Origin of the sequence: Chryseobacterium sp. Leaf404 (assembly GCF_001424145.1) — a bacterium.
Lineage (GTDB): Bacteria > Bacteroidota > Bacteroidia > Flavobacteriales > Weeksellaceae > Chryseobacterium.
This window is the reverse complement of sequence record NZ_LMQM01000014.1, coordinates 168079-194340: the sequence shown is the minus strand read 5'-3', so window position 1 is coordinate 194340 and position 26262 is coordinate 168079. Positions and strand designations below refer to the sequence as shown.

Sequence of the window (26262 nt, the reverse complement as noted above, 5' to 3'; positions counted from 1 at the left end):
CTTTCGTTTTCAGTGGTGCAAAAGTAGAAACTTTTAACACACCCACCAAACTTTTGTTCATATTTATTTAACATAATTATTTAACGCGCTGGCTAGGTGTGGGAAAAGTTGTAGTGAAGGGAGATTTGAGATTTGATTCGGGTGTGAGGGGATTCGGGATTCGGGATTTGGGGTGGGGGATTATTTTTAACCGGTATTGAGATGGCACTCCCATGGAGTGCGATGGAATACGATTTTTTTTCGCTACACAGATTTTATTCCTTTGGAGTAATGCGGATTTTCTATCTTGAAAAGTGAAGGTTTTTTGGCTTTAATGACTTTTAATAAATGTCTGGAGATTTTTTGCTGAAATCTCGTTCTCGTTTTTCTGAGTGAGGACGAGCACCAAGACCGAAACAGCGGACAAAAAGTTTTGAGATTTGAGATTTGATGTTTGAGATCCGCGACATCGGGTACCGGTTTATTTTTCGCTGGTGCGAGCGTCTCGATCGTATCTTTTTCTAATGGGTACGAACGTGACGCTCGCACCCAATGTCATTAAGTTAGTGATTTAAATTATTGATTTTCAATAATTTAATATCATTTTTTAGTTTGAAATTCCGTATATTCATATGGTAATCAGACAGTTATTTAGTTTTATGAAAAAAACTTCTACCTTTATCTTTGATGTTTTAAAGAATGAAATTAATAATCCAGAGCTTGTAGAGAGATACAAAATTTCTAAAGAACATTTCACAATAACTCGAAAACAAGCATTTTCTACAACATTACTTTTTATGATGAATTTCTTAAGAAAAAGCCTTGCACTAGAGATTGAAAATTTTGCGAAACATTTTAAGTTCTTTATAGGAAATGCTAAGTTTACAGGCTTTTCAAAAAGTGTTTTTGTGCAATGTCGTAACAAAATTCAGCCATAAGTATTTAAACACCTTAATGATTCTTTAATAACTGAGTTTTATACTGACAATGAGGCTTCAGTGAAGCTTTGGAAAGGGTTTCGCCTATTATCAGTAGATGGTTCAAGAATGACTTTACCTAACACAGAAGAGCTTAAAAATGAATATGGAGAAACTAAAAATCAAACTTCAACAGGCGTTGTTCAGGCAAGGGCTTCGGTGTTGTATGATGTTTAAATCATTTTGTGTTAGATGGTAAACTCTCTCCTCTTTCGATTGGAGAGCCTTCTTCTGCACTTAAGCATCTTGAATGTGCAAGACATCAAGATCTAATCATTTATGATAGAGGCTATCCTTCCTTCCAGTTAATATTTGAGCATTACAGTAGAAATATTGATTTTGTTATTCGAGCTAAAAACGATTTTAATAAGGAAATTATAGATTTTTATGAAAATGGTTCCAGGACTAAAATTGTAAAAATATATCCCGGGAAAAACACTAAAATCAGTGATAAACAGTATGGCTACAAAACCTCTCAAACGGTAAGGCTTCTTCGGGTAGAGCTTTCAAATGGAGAAGCCGAAATACTGATAACATCCCTTTTAGACGTTAAAAAATATCCATCACAGATCTTTAAACACCTGTATTTTCAAAGATGGAGTGTAGAAACGTTTTATGATGAATTTAAAAATAAAGTCAAGGCAGAGCATTTTTCAGGCTATTCAAAAAATAGTATTTTACAAGACTTTTATGTTGCGTTGTTTGTATCAAATATTCAAAGTTTAATTGTAGGTGAAATTAATGAAGAATTGAAAGTAAAGAGAAATACAAAATATGTTTATAAAGTCAATAATAATCTTTCATATGGCCTACTTAAAGACAGAATTGTATCCCTATTTTTCTCTTAAACAAAAACAGAAATAATATTTACAGACTTAAAAGAACTTTTTAGCAAACATCTCGTTCCCATAAGACCCGACAGAAAATTTGAACGCCACAAGGACAAATATCGTAACAGAAAAAAAACCAAAATCCCTAAAAACATGAAAGATGCGTTGTGATTTTTGCTTAACTTAATGACATTGCGCTCAAGCCAGTGTGTGTGTGTGGGGGGGGGGGAGTAAAATTATTTTTAATCCCTTGTAAAAAAAATCAGTTGTCCATCTTAGACAACTGATTAAATTTAAATAATGTATTTCAGATCAGTCTTTTAAAATCTTCTGAGAAACCAATTGGTTATTTATTGTTCCTGTCACAATATAATTTCCTTTTTGCAATTCCGCAACATCTAAAGCCATACCTTTTTTTACTGAACCGGTTTTAATAATTTGTCCTGTGAGTGTAAATATTTTAATATCTTGTACCTCTGCCCCGAAAATAATTTCTCCGTTTTCAACAAAAGTATTCTTAATGAAATCTGATTTAAAATCTTTAGTATCTGAAACTCCCAATAAGTCTACATATGGTGTTAAAGAAAAATCATCTATTGCATACATTCCATTATTACCAGTTTCTTTAGCATCAATCCATTTTATTGAAAGCACACTTCCGTTTGCAATATTTAAACCTGTGATGGTAAAAGTTTTGTCTGCTTTATTTAGTGCTAAATTGCCATCAACTGCTATATTATCATTGCTTGAGCTGAGTATCTCCGTTAAATTCAGGGTAGTAACCGGAATCCATGTTCCAGAATTTACCAATAAACTTGTAGCATTGGTGCTGTAGTAGAAAGCAACATTTTCTACCACAGAATTTGCACCCGTTCTCCACTGCTCTTCAGTAAATGATATTGTAACACTTGTAACAGGAGATCCGGTATTATTAATAAATCTCGCCCCAAAAGCAGCAATATTTGTTGCAGCAAGAACTCCTAAAGCTCTGTCAGTAGCTGAAACCGTTCCAACATTGAATACACCACCCGAAGATGAAGCTCCTCCATCACTAACCACGGGAAGTATTGTTACTCCACTGGGCAAAAGACCACCAGCCGTAATAGCACTCCAATCTGCAGGCGGTGTAGTTGTAGTACCCATACTGTCAAAATTTTGTGAATATGCAACACCAGAAGTAGTTAAGCTAATCTGTCCACTAGCATAGGTAGAGATTGAAACAAGCAAAATAAAAAATTTTTTTTTCATAACATTTATATTTTTTTTAAAAATAACAAAAATCAACAACATACCACAATTTATTTATATGTTTTTCATTTTCAGACCAATAAAATCTATTTTTAACGCTTTTTCAAATTGGAAGCGGTATTTGCAGTATACTGACATAAATGAATATGTTTCTTTATTCAACATGATTTACTGCACAAAATTTTCAAATTACCAATTTTTTCTCTGTTCTGTTGAATGGTTTATTAATTTAGTTTTACAGCAAATCAAAAAAACACACGATTTTATTTCTTTTAGTATTAACCTTTAAAATCTAAAATGATGGGACTAACAAATTTGAACTCCACCCATTTGAGCAGTGCAAAGATCACTGCGGCACAGGATGCCATCGCGGCATTGGACACAGCTCTTGATGAACTCACACACAACCTTTCAGCCGACGACCGAAAAAAGTATGGCAGCATCAACGAGCAAAACAAACTCTTTGTAAACAAGGTCGACGACTACAACCACAATCAGCCTGAATTGAGGTCGCCCGAAGTTGAATGGGATGAATTTAACAGAGATTACAGCTCCCGAAAAACCATGGATGCCATGATCAGTAAATTGGAGAGTCTGACCACAAGAAAGATAAATGCCAAGATTCTTCACGATTTCGACAATTATCAGGCGGCTTTGATCGATTACTCTTTCACCACCTACAAAGCAGGTTCTTCGGCACCGGGATTTGAAGATAAGTACAGAGATCTGAAACAGTTTTTTGTGAAAAATTCAACTTCTACTGCACCGCCTGAGGAAAAAAAGTAAAATGCCAGTCAGTAATTGCCCCTTCAGTATTTTGGAGGGGTATTTTTATGCTTTCAACTTTCCATTAAACCAATTTAGATACGTTGTGGAATACCCGGGAGAAGTTTTATACTCCTCCTAACACGTCCCGTATCGGTCTGGAGACGTCTTTCAGTTGTCCCGAGACGTTTTTTAATGGTCGGGAGCGGCGGTTGACTTCTCTGTATACGTTCAGTATAGGCCGGGAGTGGTCTTTTATCTATCCGGACATATGTTTTACCTGTCGGGATAGGTGGTGTTACGTATCTGGATGTATTGATAACCCCATCGGAGGCATCGGTAACCCCGATGGACTTCTGATGAACGTGTCCGGATAGGTTGTGCAACGTATCGAAACCTTTACAGAACGTGGCGGGATTTCTTCGGGACGTGTCGGGATAGGTTTTGGACGTATTGGTTGGGGTGCGGAACGTGGAATTTGGGGTTGAAGACCTGTCGAGCTGGTTTTCGCTGGCGCAAGCGTCTCGCTTGTGACCGCTCTAATCATAGGCAATGGGTACGAGCGTGAATATTGCACCAAGAATGACTTTTAAAAAATTTGTGTTTGTATATTTATTTAATTATTTTTATTGAAATGAAAACTGAATTACTATCTAATTCGTAATAAAAATTTAAATTAGAGCATTATAAACTTAAATAAATGAAATGTTTAGAACTTGAATATGACGTTGTTTTATCATTTGCTGGTGAAGATAGAGTGTATGTTGAACAAACAGCAAAATATCTGAGAAACAAAGGAGTAAAAGTCTTTTATGACAACTACGAAACTGTTGACTTATGGGGAAAAGATTTATATCAACATTTAGATAATGTTTATCAAAGAAAAGCAAAATATGCAGTAATTTTTATTTCAGAAGCTTATTCGAAAAAATTATGGACTAATCATGAATTAAAAAGTGCACAAGCAAGAGCTTTTAGTGAAAATGAAGAATATATTTTGCCTGTAAGATTTGATGAAACCGAAATTCCAGGAATTAGAAATACTATTGGTTATTTATCTTTAAAGGATTTAAAACCAATACAACTAGGAAAAAAAATAATTGAAAAGCTTGGAGAGATTGAACCTGAAAATTTTATTCCTAAAAAGCAAAATTATTTAATCTCAGCTCTTACTAATATCTATGAGAATTTTTCTGAAGAAGATGCAAAGGTGACTGTTCATACAGTTTTTGAAACACTAAAAAAAACAAATGAAAGGGAAAGAATTTTTCTTTCAGAGATGGTTATAAATTCATGCACACATAATATTGAAGAAGATTTGCATGAAGATATAAAATTAATTCAACGAGCTACAAACTTTACAAAAGACGAAATACTTGAAATATTAGATGATTTGAGAAGTCTTGGTTTTCAATACAAAATAACTGAATCTGACTCCGATTGTGAAGTTTTAGGAAAAAAACAAATCAGCGAAATGTTAAGCATTTCACTACACTCCAAAATCCCCCAATTGAAGTTAGAAAATTTAACAATAGTTTTTACCATTATGTATTTTGCTGTTTTGAGGGCTAGATGCATCGAATGTTCAAAAAAGGCATTTATTAGATTAGATTTTTCAAATATTGAAGATGATTTAGAAGAATCGGATATTGATTTTATACATTCTTGTCTTGAATTTGAAGATGATTAACAATACCTGTGAGCATTTATCCCGAGAACAAAAGTTTATAGTTTGGCAAGATGGCTATCATGCTGAAGAAGTTTTTTCAAATAAATGGATTAAGGAAAAGATAAATTACATTCATCAAAATCCTGTAAAACAGAAAATAGTGGCAGAACCTGAGCATTAATATTTTAGCAGTGCCAGAAATTATGCAGAATTAGATAATGCTTAGATGTTTTTGTGATTTTTATGGGCTAAATAAGAAGTACGGATGGTAAATCTGCGACATCAAGTATAATTCAATTTATGCACAGATTGCAAATCTGCAGTTATCGCTTAACAACTTAAATAACATTTTCATTTTAAAATATTTTCATTTCTGTTATGAGGATATTTTATATAAACTATTTGGTTTCGCCATGATTTTAATATTTTTGAGATTTGAGTTAAATCTTTATTTTATTTAAAATTTTGATTCCATGATAGATCGGATAATTATCTTCATATAATGAATATTTCTTAAAAATTTCCTGATTATTTTTTGAATGTGATTTCATGTATTCAGCCAAAGAAAGAACTAAGATTATATCTGGGGAAATATTGTAAAATTGTTGTGGGTTTTCACCTTCTTCAAGAAAATACCTAACACTTGAAATAATATAATTCTCATAAGCTATGATGGCTAATTTATAAATAGTCCCAAGTTCATGTTTTTCGTCCATACTTCCCCACCAATCAATACTTAGTTCAGATTCATAAAGATGTTTAACAGCATTATTTAATCCTTCGATTATAATTTCTAATCTAGAAAAATATAGATCAAAAGATAAAGCATGTCGTCTTAAATCATTTACTGTTAAATCCATGATATTAGCATTACTACCAAGCAAATTTAAACAAAAAAGCAATACACTGAACTGATGTCGCGGATTTGCAATCCGTGACGTTCATCATACTAGTCTAAGCACGGATTGCAAATCCGCGCTATCAAATTACAAATCCGCGCTATCGAATCCGCACTATCAACAAAAAGAAAATGCTCCCCACCGAAGCAAGAAGCATTTTCAACCCTAATATTTAATATAATTAACCCATTACAGAGAGACACCTCGTCTCCATGGAATGAAATCATTCTGATTAAGAACGTCTGCCTTGGTTTTTACTTCGCCGCTGGCTACGTTGATGATGAGTTCCAGAAGTTCGTCTGCTGCTTCGGGAATTGTTTTTTCTCCGCTGATTACGGTACCTGCATTAAAATCAATGATGTCTGACATTTTTTCTGCCAAAATTGTGTTGGAAGAAATCTTCACAACCGGCGAAATAGGATTTCCCATCGGAGTTCCAAGACCTGTGGTGAAAAGTACGACTGTTGCACCTGAACCTACTAAAGCCGTTGTACATTCGGCATCATTTCCGGGAGTACACAGAAGATTCAGTCCTGGCTTTGTGGCATATTCTGTAAAATCAAGAACTTCTACAATAGGTGCAGCTCCTCCTTTTTTGGATGCTCCTGCAGACTTCATAGCATCGGTAATTAAACCGTCTTTGATGTTTCCGGGAGACGGATTCATATCAAATCCTGAACCTGCCGCAACCACGGATGCTTCAAAATCTTTCATCAGTTTCAGGAATTTTACACCGTCTTCATCGTTGATGCAACGGTTGACCAGCTCCTGCTCTACTCCACACAATTCAGGGAATTCGGCCAACATCGTTGTTCCGCCCACTGCCGCCATAATATCTGAAACTTCACCCAAAACAGGGTTTGCAGAAATTCCTGAGAAACCGTCTGAGCCACCACATTCCAGACCAATGTTCAGTTTGGTGATGGAGGCTGGTTTTCTTTCTATTTCGTTGGCTTTTTTAATGCCTTCATAAGAATCTTTGATAACGCCGGTCAGCATTTCATCAATAGTACCCGATTTTTGCTGTTCGTAAACGACGATTGGTTTTTTGTTATCTGGAGCCAATGCATGCAGTGAATCCATGAAAATCTGTACCTGAAGATTCTGACACCCTAAGCTGAGAACCGTAGCTCCCGCCACATTCGGATTGTTGACATATCCTGCGAACAATCTTCCCAACGCTTCAGCGTCCTGACGAATTCCGCCACAACCGCCCTGATGCGTGATGAATCTTGCATCGATATTTTTAAATATTCTTGTGTCCGCTTGTTCTTCTTCAACTTCAACAGCTGCGCCGCCGTTCAATAAAGAACGCAGTAATAACTGATGTTTGCTGGCTTTATCATGAAGCAGTTCTTTTTCAAAAATATCCTTCAGTGTTTCGATATTCTTGTTTTCGCAGAATACCAACGGGAAAAACAGCCAGATATTTTCTGTGCCTACCTGTCCGTCTTCACGGTGATAGCCCATGAAAGTACGGTCTTTCCACTTGTCAACATTGGGTGGAGTCCAACCCAAAGTAGCAGTTTTACCGACCACTTTTGCACTTTGGTGCTTTACGTTTTCGGTGGTAATCACTTCGCCCTGTCTGATGGATTGGTTGGCTTTCCCAACGATTACGCCATACATTAAAATATGGTCGCCATCCTCAAAATCTACGGCAGCGAATTTATGTTTTGCTTTAATATCTTTAAGAATCGTATAATCTGTACCGTCTAAGTGCACCGATTCTCCGGCAGGCAAATCCATCAACGCTACAATAACGTTGTCTTTGGGATTTACTTTCAGTACTTTCTTTTGCATGATTGTTTAAGAATAAAATTGAATAAAATTTTTGTAAGCAGTTTCCATGTCATTGTGGTCGATTTCGTACAATGCTTTTGCTACTGCGGCTTTCAGACCTTCAACCTGCGTCAGGTCGGTATCCCAGAACAGTTTTTCGCTTAATGCCTGTTCTGAAACTGTTTCATAATCTTCGTTTTTCCAGATTTCTTTGAATCTGTTTACGATCGCCTCTTCGTCATTCAGAGGAAGAGATTTTTCACCAAAACTTCCCTGATAGAATCGGATTAAACTTGCCAGAGAGAACGTTAAGTTCAACGGAAGTTTGTTATTTCTTTCAACATAAGTCAGCAAACTCGGAACGACTCTTACTTTAAATTTAGAAACAAAATATAAAGCGATGCTTGCCAAATGGTGCTTAATGAAAGGATTTCTGAATCTGTCAAACACTTCTTCCGCAAATTCCTTCAGTTCAGTTTCATCTAAACCTAAAGTCTGATTGACTTCATTAAATATTGATTCGCTTAAAAAAGTTCCGATAAACTGGTCATCAATCGCTTCTTTTACCAGTTCTTTACCTGATAAAATTGCCGGAGCCAACATCAAAGTATGTCCGCCATTCAGAATTCTAACTTTTCTCAAACGGTAGGGCTGAATATCATCCACCACCAAAATTTGTTCGTTGATTTTATCGAAAGGAATTCTCTTTTTTAAATCTTCACCTCCCTGAATCACCCATAAAAGGAATGTTTCTGAAACAACCATCATCGGATCTTCGTAATCCAACTGATCTTCATAAGTTGCAGCATCATCTTTCGGGTAGCCCGGAACGATTCTGTCGACCAAAGTATTGTGGAAATGATTGCTGTTTTCAACCCATTGTGTAAAACCTTCATCTAAATTCCAAAGCTTTGCATATTTTAAAATGATACTTTTTAAAACAATTGCATTTTCTTCAATCAGCTCACAAGGAATAATTCTTAAACCTTTGTCAGCTGCACCATTGAAGTGCTTATATCTTTCGTGAAGTAAAATTGCTACTTTTGCCGGGAAATTTTTATGCGGACCTTCGTAAGAATTTTCAGTTTCGTCGTAAGCAATTCCGGTTTCGGTTGTATTTGAAAAAACAAATTCGAGTTCCCCTTCTTTAGCCAATTCAAGGAAATTGTTGTAATCTGCGTAAGGATTAACTGACTTCTGAATTGCCGAAATCACACATTTCTCATCGATAATTTCTCCTTTTTTAATTCCTCTTGAAAATAAAGTGTACAAATTCCCCTGTTCTTCAAGCTTGTGAACTGAACCGTTGGGTGTCGGCTGAATGTTGACAATTCCTGCGTTGAAATCTGCTTCTTTGTTTAACTTGTCAATCACATAATCTGTAAAACCACGCATGAAGTTTCCTCCCCCGAACTGTACGATTTTGATTGGTAATTTTGTATCTATACCGCTATTTTGACGGTTTAACTGTTGTTTTGTCTGATTTTCCATTTTTCTAAATTGAATTAAATTGTGTTTTTAATTCTGCTAAATCATGATGCGGAATGCTTTTTTTAACGCAAAGTCCGCGAAGATTTTTTTTAATGCTTGATATATATTTTTAAGTTCGCAAAGGCGTTTCACTTAGCTAAGAGCATTGTAAAACTGATTTGCTTCTTATTTATTTTGGTTTCTTAAAATTTCATCAAAACTAATTTACCCCAACCCTAAAGGGAGTTAATTCTGATGAAATTTTCAAGACATTTTTCCTCCCTTTAGGGTTGGGGAAAAGAAAAATGCTTTGAAAATTTCTACTTACTAATAACCTTATATTTAGGAACCAACATTTTCATTACTGTCCATGCAATCAGGTAAGCGACTGCACAGATGGAGAAAATAATCATGTATCCTTTGTCGATTCCGTCTGAAACTACGGCTCCTGATTTTTCCAACTGCTCAAAGAAACCGTCGGGCAAACGGTCGTTAACGTATTGAGGATATTTTTCCAACAACGGAACTCCGTCTACGGTTGACCATGCTTTGTGGGCGTGATCGAATAAAACTCCTGAAGATTTATTGATGATGAAAGAACCAATTCCTCCAGCCATTCCGCCAATTCCTGTGATGGTTGCGATGGCTTTTTTAGGAAACATATCACCTACGGTTGAGAAGATATTTGCTGACCAAGCCTGATGTGCTGCTCCTGCTACACCGATAATTAAAACCGGAATCCAGTAAGTTGCTGTTCCTAATGGTTGAGCCAAAAGTGCTAATAAAGGGAAAAATGCGAAAATCAACATCGCTTTCATTCTTCCAGTGTAAGCGTTCATACCTTTCTTTTCAACGAAATATTTTGGAAGCCATCCACCGATGATGGATAATAAAGTAATCATGTAGAGTACGAATAGCGGCAATGCACTTTCAGTAGAATCCATTCCGTAAACCGAACTTAAGTAAGCGGGAGTCCAGAATAAGAAAAACCACCAAACACCGTCTGTCATGAATTTTCCGAAGGCAAAAGCCCATGTCTGTCTGTAGCTGAAACATTCTTTGAACGTAAATACTTTTTCCGGCACTGAAGTGTCTTCATTCGGAAGATCGTCCTGATCCTGATTGATATAAGTCAGTTCGTGTTCGTTAACTCTTTTGTGTAAATGTGGCTTTTTGTAAACGAATACCCAAAGTCCCATCCAAACAAATCCTAAAGCACCAATAATGATAAACGCCCATTCCCAACCCATGGATTTTGCAATAAAAGGGATTGTAAGCGGTGCTGCCAAAGCTCCAACCGTCGCTCCAGCATTCCAGATACTTGTAGAAAATGCTCTGTCTTTTTTCGGGAAATATTCTGCCGTAGTTTTGATCGCAGCGGGGAAATTTCCTGCCTCACCAATTGCCAATACGAAACGCGCAAAAATGAATAAAGTTACACTCGTACTGATGATTGCAGAAGTGTTGGAAACTGTAGAGATTAATTCTTTTGAACCATGAAAACCAGCCGTCCAAGTTCCTGTAAGGATTCCTGAAGTAGCGATTCCACAAAATGCGTGTAAAACTGCACCGATTGACCAAACTCCGATTGCCCAAAGGAAACCTTTTTTGGTATCCATGAAATCTACAAACTTTCCTGCGAAAAGCATTCCCACAGCATAAAATATAGAAAATAATGCGGTGATGTTTCCGTAATCGTTATTATTCCAGTGAAATTCCGGTGCGATAAAATCTTTCCATGTCAATGATAAAACCTGACGATCCAGATAATTGATCGTGGTGGCGAGAAATAAAAGAAGACAGATCGTCCATCTGTATTGCGTCGGCTTAAGAGATTTAACTGAACTCATAGTCAATTTATTTATTTTAAAGTCTGAATAATATCCAGCACTTTTTTGGTTTCACTTTCTATCGTCGCATAGTCTTTCGCAAGCATCAATTCTTTGCTTACCAGCTTGCTTCCCATTCCAACTGCGGAAACTCCTGCCTTGAACCAGCTTTCAATGCTTTCTTTCGTGGTATCAACACCTCCGGTCGGCATAAATTTCAGATTCGGGAAAACATCTTTGATAGCACTCATAAATCCTGGTCCCAAAGCATTTCCTGGGAATAATTTAATGAAAGTTACCCCAGCCGTTTCAGCCTCGATAATTTCAGTCGGAGTCATACAACCCGGACTGTACAATAAGTCTTTAGGAATTAAAAATGCTGCAACTTCCGCCACAAAGCCCGGACTGATAAAGAAATCCGCCCCTGCTTTGTAATATTCTTCTGCTTGTTTTACATTTTTAATAGTTCCGATACCAAGAAGCATTTCAGGCATTTCTGCATTACGAACTTCTACCATTTTTGTGAAATTGCTCAACGCGGCTTCTCCACGGCTGGTATATTCTACCGCACGGATTCCTGCTTTGTAAAGCGATTTTAATATTTCTAAAGTTACCGTTTCATCAGCATTGTAATACAGAGGCAAAGCTCCCTGATTGATGATGGTGTTTGTAACCAATTGAATTTTTGTCATTTTGTTTTAATTATTTTGTTAAAATAATCTTTGATGGGGTTTTATCCATCCTTTGCTATGCTGTTCTCTTTGGAGAGGTTATCAGTTTGAATTTTTTTTGAACACAGAGTTCACAGAGGTTTTTTACTACTAACTGTTTTTTAGTTTCACAAAGCCGCTTCGCTTATAAAAGACCATTATAATTTAAATATGATGACTTTTATTTTTAAAACTTCCTAAGCCAATTGCTAATAGCCAAAAGCAAAATCTACCTCTTGATTCTTCCTCCGGAATTTCCGGCCATTACTTCGAGGATATCTTCTGCGCTGCAATAATTGATGTCGCCTAAAATGGTGTGTTTGATGGCACAGGCTGCGTTGGCAAAATTTAAAGCTTTTTCGTCATCGAAATTTAATAATCCATAAATCAGACCTGCTGCAAAAGCATCTCCCGTTCCGATTCTGTCGACTACGTTGTCTATTTCTAAAAACTTGGTTTCAAAATAATTCCCATTAATCAACGCTCTTCCCTGCGTTTGCTGAGAACTTGCCGTAACCCCAATTCTTATTTTGTCGAAAATTTTATGGATGGATGGACATTGCTTTTTTAATTCTTCACAAGCTTCCATAAAACCTTGCTGATCTGATGAAAACTGAGTTCCCAAAATTTCATTGATCTCATTGACACCACCGATGAAAATCGTTGAGTAAGAAACCAGTTCCTTTAAAACCTCGTTTCCGTTTTTACCATATTTCCACAGGTTGGAACGGTAAGCAGGATCGGTGGTCACTTCGATTCCCATTTCACGGGCGGTCAATAAACCTTCTTTTAAAGCTTCGTAAGCACCTTCAGAGATTCCCGGGCTGATGCCTGTCCAGTGGAAATAGTCGCACCCTTCCAAAGCATTTTTCCAGTAGATCTGTTCTGGTTTGATGTTGGCGAAAGAACCGTTCAGTCTGTTGTAAGCGATTCTGCTTGCACGAACGGATGCCCCTACTTCAAGGAAATATAAACCTAAAGGATGTTCGTTTTTGTTGATGAAAGTTGTATCAATCCCAAAGCTTTTGATGAAAGACAATGCAGATTCTCCCACAAAATCGTCAGAAACATTGCTGATGTGCGTTACGTCGCAACCCATTGTTGCCAATGAGGAGGCTACGTTGAGCTCAGTTCCGCCGAAAAAGAATTCCATCTCGTGGCTCTGTTTCATTGTTTTGTTTCCGGGAGGTGAAAGCCTCATGATTACTTCACCGTAAGTAAGTATTTTACTCATAACTTTTAATTGACTTCTTTTTAAACAACAAAAGGCACAAAAGTTTTTAATGCTTTGGTTTTTTGAAGTTTAAAATATTGAGAATATAAAGATCACATAAGCTTTTGCTATTAATGATCATCAATGTTTTATTTTTTAAACCATTAAGATCTATAAGTTATAAAGATTTTTCAAGTTGAGTTTTGCTTTAAGCAGTGTGCTTAATAAAATCTTATATTTTCACCTTAAAAATACTTAACTTATTAATTCTCTTTATGGTTCAAATTTTATCTTTAAACCTTCAAGGTTTTGGAAACCTCGAAGGTTTGAAATTTGTTTTAATTAAAAATCGAAATAATTTTTAGCATTATGATAACAGATATCGGAAATGGTTTTCCCGATCAGTTCCATATCGTCCGGCAATTCGCCGTTTTTCATTTCTTCTCCGAAAAGATTACACAATACTCTTCTAAAATATTCGTGTCTCGGGTAAGATAAGAAACTTCTTGAATCTGTCAACATTCCTACGAAACAGCTGATCAATCCCATGTTTGAAAGGGCATTCATCTGCTTGATCATTCCGTCTTTCTGATCCAAAAACCACCATCCGGAACCGAACTGTACCTTTCCTTTGATACTGCCGTCATTAAAATTCCCGATCATTGTAGCGAAAATTTCGTTGTCGGCAGGATTTAAGTTATATAGAATTGTTTTGGTCAGTTTATCTTTTCCGTCTAAAGCGTTTAATAATTTAGATAAAGTTTCAGCCTGAACGAAGTCACCGATAGAATCCCATCCTGTATCAGGACCTAAGATTCTGTGCATTCTTTCGTTATTGTTTCTCAACGCTCCCAAATGGAACTGTTGAACCCATCCGAATTTATGATATGTTTCGCCTAAGAATAGTAAAATGGCAGTTTTAAACTGATTCACCTGCTTTTCAGCGATTACTTTTCCTGAAATTTTATCATTGAAAATTGCACTCACTTCAGCTTCTGAAGCATCTTCGAAAGAAATATTATTCAATCCGTGGTCGCAGAGTCTGCATCCGTTTTCGTGGAAATATTCTACTCTTTTTAATAAAGCATCGCACAAAGTCTGGTAAGAATTGATTTCAATTCCAGCTGACTCGCCTAATTTAGAAATATAATCTGCGAAATTGTGGTTTTCAATTAAAATTGCTTTATCCGGACGGAAAGCCGTACTTACTTTAATGCTGAAATCACTTTTCGCCAAATCCTGATGGTAATTTAAAACATCAATCGGATCTTCTGTAGTGCACAAAGATTCTACGTTCATCATTTTAAGCAAACCTCTTGTCGACTTTTCAGGAGTCTGAAGCTGTGCCGTGATGTTGTCGTAAATTTCTGATGCATTTTTTTCGTTCAATAATTCATCAATTCCGAAATAACGCTTTAATTCCAAATGCGTCCAATGGTACAAAGGATTTCTTAAAGTGTAAGGAACCGTTTTTGCCCAAGCTTTGAATTTCTCTTTATCTGTTGCGTCACCCGTGATGAATCTTTCGTTCACGCCCATCGTACGCATTGCACGCCATTTGTAATGATCGCCCGCAATCCATACTTTAGAAATATTTTCGAAAACCGTATCTTCAGCGATATCTTTAGGAATCAAATGATTGTGATAATCGATGATCGGCTGTTTTTCTGCGAAATTGAAGTATAATTCTTCCGCGTATTTATTTTGTAATAAAAAGTTATCTGTAATAAAAGATTTCATTTCTGTAAAATTCTTGTGTTATTCATTAGCAGGTTTCCCGATGGTCGCCAAAATACCTCCATCAACATAAATGATATGTCCGTTGATAAATTTGCTTGCGTCTGAAGCTAAGAAAATAGCCGTTCCTGCAAGATCTTCTGGGTTCCCCCATCTTCCTTCCGGAGTTCTGCTGATAATAAAATCGTTAAACGGATGACCGTCAACTCTGATAGGTTCTGTCTGAGTTGTAGCAAAATATCCGGGACCGATACCGTTCACCTGAATATTGTGTTTTGCCCATTCTGTTGCTAAATTTTTGGTCAGCATTTTCAGTCCGCCTTTTGCAGAAGCATACGCTACTACATTGTCGCGGCCAAGCTCACTCATCATAGAGCAAATATTGATGATTTTACCGGACTGTCTTTTGATCATGTGTTTCCCAACCAATTGAGACATGATGAAAGGACCGGTAAGATCTACATCGATTACTTTTCTAAAGTCTGCAACATCCATCTCTAAAGCCGGAACACGTTTGATAATCCCTGCATTATTGACTAAGATGTCTATTTTCCCATGTGTAGCAAGCATTAATGCTACTTTCTGAGCGGCTTCCAATTCGTCCGTCACATCAAAAAGATAGCCCGTTGCATTATATCCTTTACTGCGATAATATTCTAAGGCTTCGTCTAATTTTGAGGGAGTTGTACTTGTGATTGCCAGCTCAGCACCTGCAGAGGCAAGACCTTCAGCCATTGCCATTCCTAATCCGTGAGTACCGCCGGTTACAACGGCTACTTTTCCGGATAAATCGAATAAATTCATGTAGAAAAAATTACTTTAGTTCGTTAGTTTTAACAGCGTCCATGTCGCCATAGTCCATATTTTCTCCTGCCATTCCCCAGATAAAAGTATAGTTGGAAGTACCAACTCCTGAGTGAATAGACCATTCCGGAGACAAGACTGCTTCATTGTTTTTCATAAAGATATGACGGGTCTCATTCGGCTGGCCAAGAAAATGACTTACCGCCTGCCCTTCTTCAAGATCAAAATAAAAATAAGCTTCCATTCTTCGGGTATGCGTGTGAGAAGGCATGGTGTTCCAAACACTTCCTTCGTGCAGCTCGGTCATTCCCATTTGCAGCTGGCAGGTTTCCAATACGCTGTTGACGATCAATTTGTTGATTGTACGTCTGTTGGCATATTTCGCTTCACCTAATTCTACAATTTCGGCTTCATTTTTAGTGATTTTCTTTGTAGGGAAAGTGTGATGCGCAGGTGCAGAGTTGAAATAAAACAAAGTCTGACCTTCATTTCCGTTTTCAAAAACAACATCTTTTGCCCCTTTTCCTATGTATAAAGCTTCCTTATTTCCAAGCTCGAAAACTTCTCCGTCAACAGTTACATTTCCGGCAGCGCCAACGTTGATGATTCCCAATTCTCTTCTGTCTAAGAAGTTCTCTGCCTTCAGATCATCAGTAGGTTCCAGTTTCAATGCGCTTTTTACGGGCATTGCACCACCTACGATCATTCTGTCGTACATAGAATACACTACATTGATTTGATCTTCATTAAATAAATCATTGATTAGAAACTCCCTTCTCAGGTCTTCAGTTGTATATTTTTTTACATCTTCAGGATGATGGGCGTAACGAAATTCTGATTTTGTCATACTCTTAATTTTGAATTTTTCTGTGGCCCGAAAGCCGATAAATTTTACTGTGTAATCGATTGCATAAAATTACACATTTTTAACGATTGAAATACTTGGTGTTAAATATAGAATTAAATTTCAATTGGTTAACAAAAATTTAATATTTATTCATAACTAATAGATTTACAATAAAATAAAAGTAATGATTAAAGAAAAACAGGATAATTAATATCTATAAAAAAGAAAATAAATTCCCTAAAATTTACTTTAACAGACATAAAAACATAAAATCATGCCAAAAAAACTACAAATTAAATATGACAATTATCATTAATTTTTATGATAAGACTGACAGAATAGAAATACCTAATTAGTTCCTTAATGAAACAATGAGAAATCGTCTGAAAAACGTGACAAAAATCATTTAATTTCACATAAAGTTAATCTTGAGTACTAATTTTGGGAATTTTCAATGCTTAAAATTTGGGTGATTTAGTCTTGAAAAGATGGTCAAAATACATTAAACAGGAAGAAACATTAAGAAATTTTAAAGAAATTTTAAAGTGCAGAAAAAAATATCATTGAACTGATTATTAATTATTTAAAATAAAAAACCTAACGATTGTTATCCAAATTTCTAAAACTTAGACAATTAAATTAATAAAAAATTATTCAAATTTTCTTTGCGTAATCGAAAATAATATTAGTTTAGGAGCCAGGTATTTCATGTTGAAAAAATTTACGCAATCGATTGCACACTGGAGAACGTAAATTTTTGACTGAAATGATAATCACTTAACGATAAAAAATACTTAGCCCCATTCACAGAAACAGACAACAGAAATTACAGTAATTAAATTAAGAATACAGTTCAATGAATAAAAAAGTACAACAGATTAAGTGGTTATATCTTTCTGCTTTTCTTTTGCCAATGCTAGCGATGGCGCAGGAGAAAGAAAAAGAAAGAAATATCGACGAGGTGGTTTTGGTAGGTTACTCCAAAGTTTCTAAAAAAGACGTAACCAACGCTGTTTCATCTGTAAAAGCAGAAGCTTTGAAAGATATGCCTGTAAACAGTGCCGCTGAAGCAATTCAGGGCAGACTGGCAGGAGTTCAGGTGCAGGCAAGTGAAGGCTCCCCGGGTGCAGAAGTAGATATTAAAGTAAGAGGTGGAACTTCTATTACCGGAAGCAATGCCCCACTCTATATTGTAGATGGTGTACAGATGGATAACGCTATGTCGCTTCTTACTCCGAAAGAAATTGAATCAATCGAAGTTCTGAAAGATGCTTCATCTACATCAATCTACGGTTCCAGAGGTGCAAACGGGGTGGTGCTCATCACTACAAAAAGTGGTAAAAAGAGAGCAACTACTTCCATAAACTACAACGGATTTACAGGTGTAAGGAAAATCATGAATACATTGGATGTTCTTGATCCTTATGAATTTGTAATGTATCAGTACGAACTATACAACAAAAATGGTGTGGCAGCTGATGTTTTGGCTTTCACAACCAGATATGGAACTTATAACGAGCTGTACAATAAATACAGCAACGTTAAAAGAAGAGATTGGCAGGATGAATTATTCGGTCGCGAAGCTTTTAACTTTACCCATAACCTTACGGTAAATGGTGGTTCAGAAAAATCGGCTTTTGCTTTAACATTAAATCATGTAGACGAAGATGGGATCATGCTCAATTCTGGATTCAAGAGAAGCATGGTTAACTTTAAGTACGATTATGATATCAGCAAAAAATTAAAGTTTGGTTTTAATGCAAGATACAGCAGATCACTAATAGATGGTGTAGGTACTTCAAGTACCGGTTCTCAAAGTAACAACAGATTAAGAAATGCGGTGAGATACCAGCCTTTTGAAGGAGGATCTAATATTCCTGTTGATGATTTTGACCCAGATTACGCTACCAACACCAACTTGGTTAATCCTTTAATTCTAAATCAGAACGAAGTTAGAACTAACCGTTCAAATGACTTATTATTAAACGGTTACATCAACTGGAACATTTCAAAAGACTTCACTTTCCGAAGTGTTATTGGGTACGTACAGAGAGATATTATCACCAATCAGTTTTGGGGTACTGTAACATCACAGGCAAGAGCTAATGCAGATATGCCGATTGTACAGTTAGACAGATCTCAATCGAGAAGAATTACCAATACCAATACCTTAAATTACACTAAAAAATTTGGCAGACATAAACTGGATGTTTTGCTTGGTCAGGAAATCATTCAGACTGACGGAGAAACAAGTAACACCTATGTAAAATGGTTTCCAAAGTCTATTCTCCCGCAAGAAGCATTTTCCAATATTGCTGCTGCAACACCACCGGCAGGTTTAATACAGGATGCTGCAAGAACAGCAGCTATGGCTCCTGATCGTTTAGCTTCATTTTTCGGACGTGTAAATTATATTTTTGATAATAAATATATTCTTACCGCCTCTGTAAGAGCTGATGGATCTAACGTTTTCATGAAGGGAAATCAGTGGGGATATTTCCCGGCAGCTTCATTGGCGTGGAAAGTTAACGAAGAGAAATTCTTGAAAGATGTTTCCTGGCTTGAAGAATTGAAACTTCGTGTTGGTTACGGTCTTTCAGGTAACAACAGAATCACATCTTACCTATGGGCGAATTTCTACAACATCGGTGCAAACAACGGATATGTTTTCGGAACTTCTGTAACTCCGGGAGCCGGAATCTCTACAACACAGGCAAACCCAAATGTAAAATGGGAAGCTACGGTTTCTAAAAATGCGGGTATTGACTTCGGATTTTTCAACGGTAGATTATATGGTAGTGTAGACGGTTATATCACCGACACTAAAGATTTGTTGGTTTTGGCTAAAGTTCCTTTCCCGGGATATGCTAACCAGTTCCAGAATTCTGGTAAAACTCAAAACAAAGGTTTAGAATTTACTTTAGGTGGAGCTATCGTCAACAAAGAAGATTTCACATGGAAAACAGACATCAACCTTTCTGCAAACAAAAATAAAATTTTAAGTTTGGGAAGCGGTGTACGTCCAGGCCAGGATTATTATCTGGTTCAATCTGGAGGTATCGGCGGATTTGACTTTATTGCAAAAGTGGGAAGCGCTGTAGGAACCTATTACGGATATGTAACTGAAGGAAGATACGAAGTAAGCGATTTTGATTACAATGCCGCAACTCAGGTTTATACATTAAAAGCAGGAGTACCAAGTACAAGTGCTATCGCTTTAGGAGCAAGAGCTGTGCAGCCTGGAGATCTTAAATTAAAAGATTTAAATGGCGACGGACAGATTACTGATGCAGACAGACAGGAGCTGGGAAGCGCCCAGCCGAAGTTTTTTGGAGGTTTTAACCAAACTTTCAGATACAAAAACTTTGACATGAGTTTATTCTTCAACTTCTCTGTAGGAAATAAAGTATACAATGCCAATAAAATAGAAAACACAACTCAATATCTTTACAGAGACAACAACATGGCTGCAGAAGTAGCAGACAGATGGAGATGGTTTGACAACAATGGGGTGAAAGTGAATGATCCTACTGCTTTGGCAGCATTAAACGCTAATACAACAATGTGGACTCCTCCAAGCGGACAGTACATCTTACACTCTTACGGAATCGAAGACGGATCTTTCTTAAGATTAAATAACGTAACTTTAGGTTTCACATTACCTAAAGGTTCCCTTGAGGCGGTAGGTGTTAAAAACTTCAGACTGTATGCAACAGTAAACAACGTTTTCGTTCTGACGAAATACTCTGGATACGATCCTGAAGCAAGTACAAGAAGAAATCCTTTAACTCCGGGAGTTGATTATTCAGCTTACCCGCGCAGCAGATTCTTCGTAACAGGTGTAGATATCACTTTCTAAAATTTATTATCATGAAAAAAACAAAATCAATATTTATAGCAAGTTGCCTCGTTGGAGCACTTTTCTTTACTAATTCCTGTAACGATTTCCTTGATCCGGAAAATCTTTCAAGTATTTCTGAAGCACAACAGTTTGACAGTACAGACGATACTTTTTCAGCATTAATTGGTGTTTATGCGCAATTAGGTGGTGATGATGGGTACGGCCAAAGATTATCTCTTATTATCCCTCAATCTGGTGACGACTTCAGAACTTCTGGAAACTACAACTGTAACGACAGAAGGGGTGTTGCCACTTTCGGAGCATGTACAACCAATACAGAACTCAACAATCCGTTTGGGAAATTATATACAGGAATTGAGCGTGCTAACCTTGTTCTGAAAAATATTCCACTATCCCCTGTTATGCAGACAGGAAGTGCACAGGAAAAAGCTCTGATGAACAGGTACATGGGTGAAGCATTAACGCTTAGAGCTCAGTATTATTATGAATTAATCAGAAACTGGGGCGACGTACCGTTTTATTTAGTACCTGCATCTGACTTAACTGAACAGAACCAGCCAAAAACAGATCGCGATATCATTTATGATCAGATGATTAATGATCTTGAAAAAGCCGCAACATTAGTTCCATGGAGGTCTGAAGGTGGTACAACGAGTAACAGAATTTCTAAAGGATTTGTAAAAGGTTTAAGAGCTAGAATTGCTTTAGCAAGAGCAGGATATTCTCTCAGAAGAAGCCCGCAGATTATGGCTCAGGGATCAAACCCTCAAAAATATTATCAGATTGCCTTAACTGAATGTAAAGATATCATGAGCCATTCCGGTGAGCATAGTCTTAACCCTAGCTATGAAAATGTTTTCAGAGCGTTACATACCAATGCTCAGGATACAACCAATGAAGTGATTTTCGCAGTAGGAGCATTTGGAGGTGGTGTAAGAACAGACTCTAAAATCGGATATTACAATGGCTTAAAGCATCACGACAATTCTGTATGGAAAGGTGGTGGAGGTATCAATGCACTTCCAACTTATTTCTACGAGTTTTCAAAATTTGACTTAAGAAGAGACATGAATGTCGGAATCTTCACCATTAATGCTACGAATCAAGCGGAATTGGCTGCATCTAATGCGTGGACAGATTCTAAATACAGAAAATCATGGACAAGCATTACCGGTCCTTCTCAGACATTAGCTGTTGACTGGCCTTTACTTCGTCTTTCAGATGTAATGTTGATGTTTGCAGAAGCAGACAACGAAATCAATGGTGCACCTTCTCAGGAAGCTAAAAATGCTTTATTGGCAGTGAGAAACAGAGCATACACAGGAAACCTCGGTCAGGTAGGAGCAATTCCTTCGGATAAAGTAGGATTCTTTAATGCTGTTGTTCAGGAAAGATTATTAGAATTAGGTTCAGAAGGAATCAGAAAATATGATTTGATCCGTTGGAATTTATTGGCAACTAAAATTGCTGAAACAAAAGCGAAACTTACAGCATTTATCAACGGCACAGGCGCGTATGCCAATGTACCTTTAAACATTTATTACAAAAATTCTGTTTACGATCCTACTAAAACGGCTCAGCAAAATATAGCTGCAATAGATGTTTACACTACAGGAACAGATAAAAGTGCGGTATTTTACCTTCCAAACCAGTCTGCTACCACTCCTGCCGGATACAAATCTATTGCATGGAGATCTGGAATTACTGCAACTTATGTAGATAATCCAGCTTCGGGATATGCACAGTATTTCCAGGTTAACAAGAGAGAATTATTGCCGATTTATTTCGAATACATTCAGAATAACTTCAATCTTACCCAGGATTATGGTTACTAGTAAAAATACACATTCATATTAAATTGATTTTAATACAGACTTTCTCCTTTACGGGAGCAAGTCTGTATTTTTCCTAAAGAAAAATTTTATGTCAGCGATTTTCAAAAATTTTCTCACAGTAATTTCAGCATTTGTAATTCTTCTAATTGTTTTTTCTTTCAAAACTTCCGACAGAACAATCGTGGTTTCGAAAGACGGAAAAGGAGATTTCAAAACCATTCAGGAAGCGGTAAATTCAGTTGAAAATAATACAGAGAACAGGACAAAAATTATCATTAAACCCGGAACTTACAGAGAAAAAATCACAGTAGATGTTGCAAAAAGCCCCATTACTCTGATTGGAGAAAATGCAGAAAACACAATTTTAGTTTACGGCGATCACGCATCAAAACAAAATGCTGAAGGTAAAAACATTGGAACTACAGGTTCATCAAGCATTTTTATTTTCTCTGACGATTTTTCAGCTAAAAATATTACGTTTCAAAACGATGCAGGACCAATCGGACAGGCCGTTGCCGTTTTAACAACTGGCGACAGAATTGCTTTTGAAAACTGTAAATTCTTAGGATTTCAGGATACACTTTACACCAAAGGTGCACAAGACAATCCTGATAAAACAAAAGTTTCCAGAAACTATTTTAAAAACTGCTACATCGAAGGAACTACCGACTATATTTTCGGAGCAGGAACTGCTGTTTTTGAAAACTGCACGATTTACTCAAAGAAAAACGCTTCTTACGTTACTGCAGCTTCTACAATTGAAGGTAACGAATTCGGTTATGTATTTATTAACTGTAATGTAACAGGAGATGCCGATGCAAATTCTGTATATTTGGGTCGTCCGTGGAGGCCGTTTGCCAAAACCGTTTATGTGAATTGTGCAATCGATTCCACAATCAAGCCGGAAGGTTGGCATAACTGGTCTAAACCTGATGCAGAGAAAACAACTTTCTACGCAGAATACAATTCTAAAGGTTCAGGAGCCAACCCTGAAAAAAGAGTTTCATGGTCACATCAATTATCAAAGGAACAAAGTAAAAAATATAATGCTGAAAATATTTTAAAAGGAAAAGACAACTGGAATTTTAAGAAAAATTTTCAATAAATCATATTTCCAGATAAGAATTAGACAAAGTCACCAGTTCGCTCTTTTAGAACTTTCATACTATTAGCAAATTTCATAATGAATAGTTCGCTGCTCATGCGACTGTGAATAATCCCATCGGGATTTACTGTTAATAGAAAATGAATGCAAAAAAATTAAAGCTCCGTAGGAGCGACCTGTTAATAAATGGACAGACCTTCAAAATAATGAAATAACATCTAAATGAAATTCAATCTGAAACATAAAATCTTTGCAACAGGCATTCTCGCAATGCTCTCTCTGCAGGTATCAGCTCAGGAAAAAACGCTGAGTTTCCCTGGTGCTGAAGGTTTCGGAAGATTCACAACCGGAGGGCGAGGCGGAAAAGTTTTGTTTGTGACTAAGTTGACAGATGACAGTTCGGAAGGAACATTAAGACACGCTCTGGAACAAAAAGGCGCAAGATATATTGTTTTTAAAACTGCTGGAACGATTTATCTGGAATCTCCTTTAAGAATAAAAGAAGGCGACGTTACGATTGCCGGACAAACCGCTCCCGGAGACGGAATTACTGTTGCCAACTACGAAACTTTTGTAGCTGCAGATAATGTCATCATCCGTTACATGAGATTCAGAATGGGCGACCAGAAAAAGGTGGAAGGCGATGCTTTAGGCGCGAGATTTATCAAAAATCTGATTGTCGATCATTGTTCGATGAGCTGGTCAACAGACGAGACGGTTTCCATTTACGTTAATGAAAATACGACACTTCAGTGGTGTGTAATTACAGAAAGCCTTAGAAATTCGGCCCATCAAAAAGGAGCTCACGGATACGGCGGAATTGCCGGTGGAAAATTTGCATCTTTCCATCATAACATGTACGCTAATCACGACAGCAGAAATCCGAGGTTAGGAGAATATGCCGGAAGTAAATTTGCACTGACCGATTTGGTTGATTTCAGAAACAACGTCATTTACAACTGGGGGCACAACAATGTCTACGGAGGTGAGGGAATGAATGTAAACTTGGTCAACAATTACTACAAACCCGGTCCCGCATCGATGAACAAAAAAAGAATAGTTGCCATCGATAAAAATCAAAAGCCTGAAACTGAAGTCTACAACATTTGGGGTAAATACTATATTAATGGAAATGATTCTGAAGGCAATCCTGAAGTAACCGCAGACAATTGGGAAAAAGGAGTTTTCAACCAGATGAATAAAGCCTATAATCTTACGGATGCTGATAAAAATTCAATTAAAGTCAATCAGCCACACGATATTCAGAACAATATAAAAACTGATTCTCCGAAAGAGGCTTATGAAAAAATTTTAAAAATCGGCGGAGCAAGTCTGGTGCGGGATGCGGTAGATTTGAGAGTTTTAAAAGATATGAAAAAAGGAACTTTCACTTACGAAGGTTCACGGGGCAGCAAAAACGGAATTATCGATTCTCAGAACGATGTCGGTGGATTTCCTGATTTAAAACCCGGAAAAGCTCTGCTCGATTCAGACAATGACGGAATGCCGGATGAATGGGAAATCAAAAATAATCTTGATCCAAATACGGCCAATGCCAACGGAAAAGATTTAGATAAAAATTATGATAATATCGAGGTGTATATGAATGACCTCGTGAAAAAAATAACCGAAAATCAACGCTAGTCACTGAACTTTCAGACCCATCGGTTATCTAAATTAAAAATAATGTCAGTACAACTAAAATCAAACTTATTCAAAATATTTCTAGCGGCAGCAGTTTTTGCTGGCGGTTCATCTTTCGCCCAAAAAAATGTGATCGAGAAAATCCGTAAAAACCCGAAAGCTCCTTTCTCCTACGCTGAATTATCCATAAAAGATGGCGGAATATGGCAGGGCAATGAGTACATCGGCGGAACTTTCAAAAACGTTAACGAATTACAGCTTCCTGCTGAACACACAGACCATTCATACTACATCAGATACGAAGGAATTGGTTTGGAAAACAGTCAGATCGGTTACAGATTATACCTTGATTGGAGAAATGCCACAGATATTTTCGGTAAAAAAGTGAATACTTTGGTTTTGCCGGAAGTTGGACAGGACGGCTTTGAAACCTATCATCACGATGCACCCTGGGGACAGGATATTTTGAAATCCGGCCGCACCATAGGAGTCGGTTCTTACGGAAGATATGACGAGCAGAACGATTTTGTCGAAACTTTTAAAACCGTAAAAACTACAACTGCAAAAGTTGTTAATGAAAACGATAAATCTTTCGCAACCATCGATTACAAAGGCTGGAAAACGTGGGGAAAAGCAGTTGATCTTCAATCCAAGCTGACCATTTTCAACAAAGACCGTTTTGTGAAGGTTGATTTAAATTTAAATGAACCAATTTCAGGATTATGTACCGGAATTGTCGCATTTAAAGATATTCCCATGAAAGAGGCGGTTAGTAAAAACAAAAAATGGGGTTATATTGCAACATACGGAACGCAGACTTTGGCTAAAAAAGAAGATCAGTTAGGAATGGTCATCTTCTACCCTGTCGGAAATTTAGATAAAATTGTAAAAACAAAATCGACTCACGTTGTGGTTTTCAAAAAGACCAAAAACGTTTCGTATTACTTTATGGGAGCGTGGTCTCAGGAACCTAACGGAATAAAAACTGAGGAAGAATTCTATAAAGATTTAGATAAAAAATTAGAAATTTTAGATAATAACAATCAACTTTAAAATT

The 26262-nt window shown here is 36.8% G+C and carries 20 protein-coding genes; 10 read left to right on the top strand and 10 right to left on the bottom strand.

The window, feature by feature from the left end:
- Nucleotides 1-638: 638 nt before the first annotated feature.
- Nucleotides 639-917, top strand: a complete 279-nt coding sequence (locus tag ASG31_RS16310) for a hypothetical protein (RefSeq protein ID WP_131725576.1) — start codon at nucleotides 639-641, stop codon at nucleotides 915-917.
- A gap of 224 nt (nucleotides 918-1141) precedes the next feature.
- Nucleotides 1142-1804 carry a transposase gene (locus tag ASG31_RS16305; RefSeq protein WP_056035195.1) on the top strand — a complete coding sequence of 221 codons (663 nt, stop codon included), beginning with the start codon at nucleotides 1142-1144 and terminating at the stop codon, nucleotides 1802-1804.
- Between the two features lie 294 nt (nucleotides 1805-2098).
- On the opposite strand, the gene ASG31_RS16300 is transcribed toward ASG31_RS16305, so the two are convergent.
- Nucleotides 2099-3034 carry a T9SS type A sorting domain-containing protein gene (locus ASG31_RS16300; protein WP_157844481.1) on the bottom strand — a complete coding sequence of 312 codons (936 nt, stop codon included), beginning with the start codon at nucleotides 3032-3034 and terminating at the stop codon, nucleotides 2099-2101.
- Between the two features lie 297 nt (nucleotides 3035-3331).
- Between ASG31_RS16300 and ASG31_RS16290 the strand changes: the two genes are divergently transcribed.
- The 3 genes from ASG31_RS16290 to ASG31_RS18790 all read left to right on the top strand — a co-directional run bounded on the left by ASG31_RS16290 (nucleotide 3332) and on the right by ASG31_RS18790 (nucleotide 5649).
- Complete coding sequence (locus ASG31_RS16290; protein ID WP_317038662.1) at nucleotides 3332-3820, top strand: hypothetical protein; 489 nt, start codon at nucleotides 3332-3334, stop codon at nucleotides 3818-3820.
- A 679-nt stretch (nucleotides 3821-4499) separates the two neighbouring features.
- Nucleotides 4500-5489 (top strand): toll/interleukin-1 receptor domain-containing protein, encoded by a 990-nt coding sequence (locus ASG31_RS16285; protein ID WP_056035187.1) that lies wholly within the window; start codon nucleotides 4500-4502, stop codon nucleotides 5487-5489.
- The gene (locus ASG31_RS18790; protein WP_317038661.1) at nucleotides 5482-5649 is read left to right on the top strand and encodes a hypothetical protein; all 168 of its coding nucleotides are present in this window, start codon (nucleotides 5482-5484) and stop codon (nucleotides 5647-5649) included. The genes ASG31_RS16285 and ASG31_RS18790 overlap by 8 nt, the downstream gene beginning before the upstream one ends.
- A 259-nt stretch (nucleotides 5650-5908) precedes the next feature.
- On the opposite strand, the gene ASG31_RS16275 is transcribed toward ASG31_RS18790, so the two are convergent.
- The 9 genes from ASG31_RS16275 to kduI all read right to left on the bottom strand — a co-directional run bounded on the left by ASG31_RS16275 (nucleotide 5909) and on the right by kduI (nucleotide 16759).
- Complete coding sequence (locus ASG31_RS16275; RefSeq protein WP_056035185.1) at nucleotides 5909-6328, bottom strand: hypothetical protein; 420 nt, start codon at nucleotides 6326-6328, stop codon at nucleotides 5909-5911.
- A 228-nt stretch (nucleotides 6329-6556) separates the two neighbouring features.
- Nucleotides 6557-8170: a UxaA family hydrolase gene (locus ASG31_RS16270; protein WP_056035183.1), complete on the bottom strand. Its 1614-nt coding sequence runs from the start codon at nucleotides 8168-8170 to the stop codon at nucleotides 6557-6559.
- A gap of 6 nt (nucleotides 8171-8176) precedes the next feature.
- Nucleotides 8177-9640, bottom strand: coding sequence for a tagaturonate reductase (locus ASG31_RS16265; RefSeq protein WP_056035181.1), 1464 nt, complete (start codon nucleotides 9638-9640; stop codon nucleotides 8177-8179).
- A gap of 299 nt (nucleotides 9641-9939) precedes the next feature.
- Complete coding sequence (locus tag ASG31_RS16260; protein ID WP_056035179.1) at nucleotides 9940-11469, bottom strand: MFS transporter; 1530 nt, start codon at nucleotides 11467-11469, stop codon at nucleotides 9940-9942.
- A gap of 11 nt (nucleotides 11470-11480) precedes the next feature.
- Nucleotides 11481-12140: a ketohydroxyglutarate aldolase gene (locus ASG31_RS16255; RefSeq protein WP_056035177.1), complete on the bottom strand. Its 660-nt coding sequence runs from the start codon at nucleotides 12138-12140 to the stop codon at nucleotides 11481-11483.
- Between the two features lie 247 nt (nucleotides 12141-12387).
- Nucleotides 12388-13392, bottom strand: coding sequence for a sugar kinase (locus ASG31_RS16250; protein ID WP_056035175.1), 1005 nt, complete (start codon nucleotides 13390-13392; stop codon nucleotides 12388-12390).
- A gap of 321 nt (nucleotides 13393-13713) precedes the next feature.
- Complete coding sequence (gene uxaC / locus ASG31_RS16245; protein WP_056035174.1) at nucleotides 13714-15111, bottom strand: glucuronate isomerase; 1398 nt, start codon at nucleotides 15109-15111, stop codon at nucleotides 13714-13716.
- An 18-nt stretch (nucleotides 15112-15129) separates the two neighbouring features.
- Entirely contained in the window at nucleotides 15130-15912 is a 783-nt protein-coding gene (locus ASG31_RS16240) for a gluconate 5-dehydrogenase (RefSeq protein WP_056035171.1), read from the bottom strand.
- A gap of 10 nt (nucleotides 15913-15922) precedes the next feature.
- Nucleotides 15923-16759: a 5-dehydro-4-deoxy-D-glucuronate isomerase gene (gene kduI, locus ASG31_RS16235; protein WP_056035169.1), complete on the bottom strand. Its 837-nt coding sequence runs from the start codon at nucleotides 16757-16759 to the stop codon at nucleotides 15923-15925.
- An 856-nt stretch (nucleotides 16760-17615) separates the two neighbouring features.
- On the opposite strand from kduI, the gene ASG31_RS16230 reads away from it, so the two are divergent.
- The 5 genes from ASG31_RS16230 to ASG31_RS16210 all read left to right on the top strand — a co-directional run bounded on the left by ASG31_RS16230 (nucleotide 17616) and on the right by ASG31_RS16210 (nucleotide 26258).
- The gene (locus ASG31_RS16230) at nucleotides 17616-20618 is read left to right on the top strand and encodes a SusC/RagA family TonB-linked outer membrane protein (protein WP_056035166.1); all 3003 of its coding nucleotides are present in this window, start codon (nucleotides 17616-17618) and stop codon (nucleotides 20616-20618) included.
- 11 nt (nucleotides 20619-20629) lie between these two features.
- Nucleotides 20630-22456: a RagB/SusD family nutrient uptake outer membrane protein gene (locus tag ASG31_RS16225; protein ID WP_056035163.1), complete on the top strand. Its 1827-nt coding sequence runs from the start codon at nucleotides 20630-20632 to the stop codon at nucleotides 22454-22456.
- An 88-nt stretch (nucleotides 22457-22544) separates the two neighbouring features.
- Nucleotides 22545-23561 carry a pectinesterase family protein gene (locus ASG31_RS16220; protein ID WP_056035159.1) on the top strand — a complete coding sequence of 339 codons (1017 nt, stop codon included), beginning with the start codon at nucleotides 22545-22547 and terminating at the stop codon, nucleotides 23559-23561.
- Nucleotides 23562-23783: 222 nt separating this feature from the next.
- A complete protein-coding gene (locus ASG31_RS16215; RefSeq protein ID WP_056035156.1) occupies nucleotides 23784-25205 on the top strand; it encodes a polysaccharide lyase family 1 protein in 1422 nt (473 codons plus the stop codon).
- Between the two features lie 42 nt (nucleotides 25206-25247).
- A complete protein-coding gene (locus ASG31_RS16210) occupies nucleotides 25248-26258 on the top strand; it encodes a DUF4861 family protein (RefSeq protein ID WP_056035153.1) in 1011 nt (336 codons plus the stop codon).
- Nucleotides 26259-26262 lie beyond the last annotated feature (4 nt).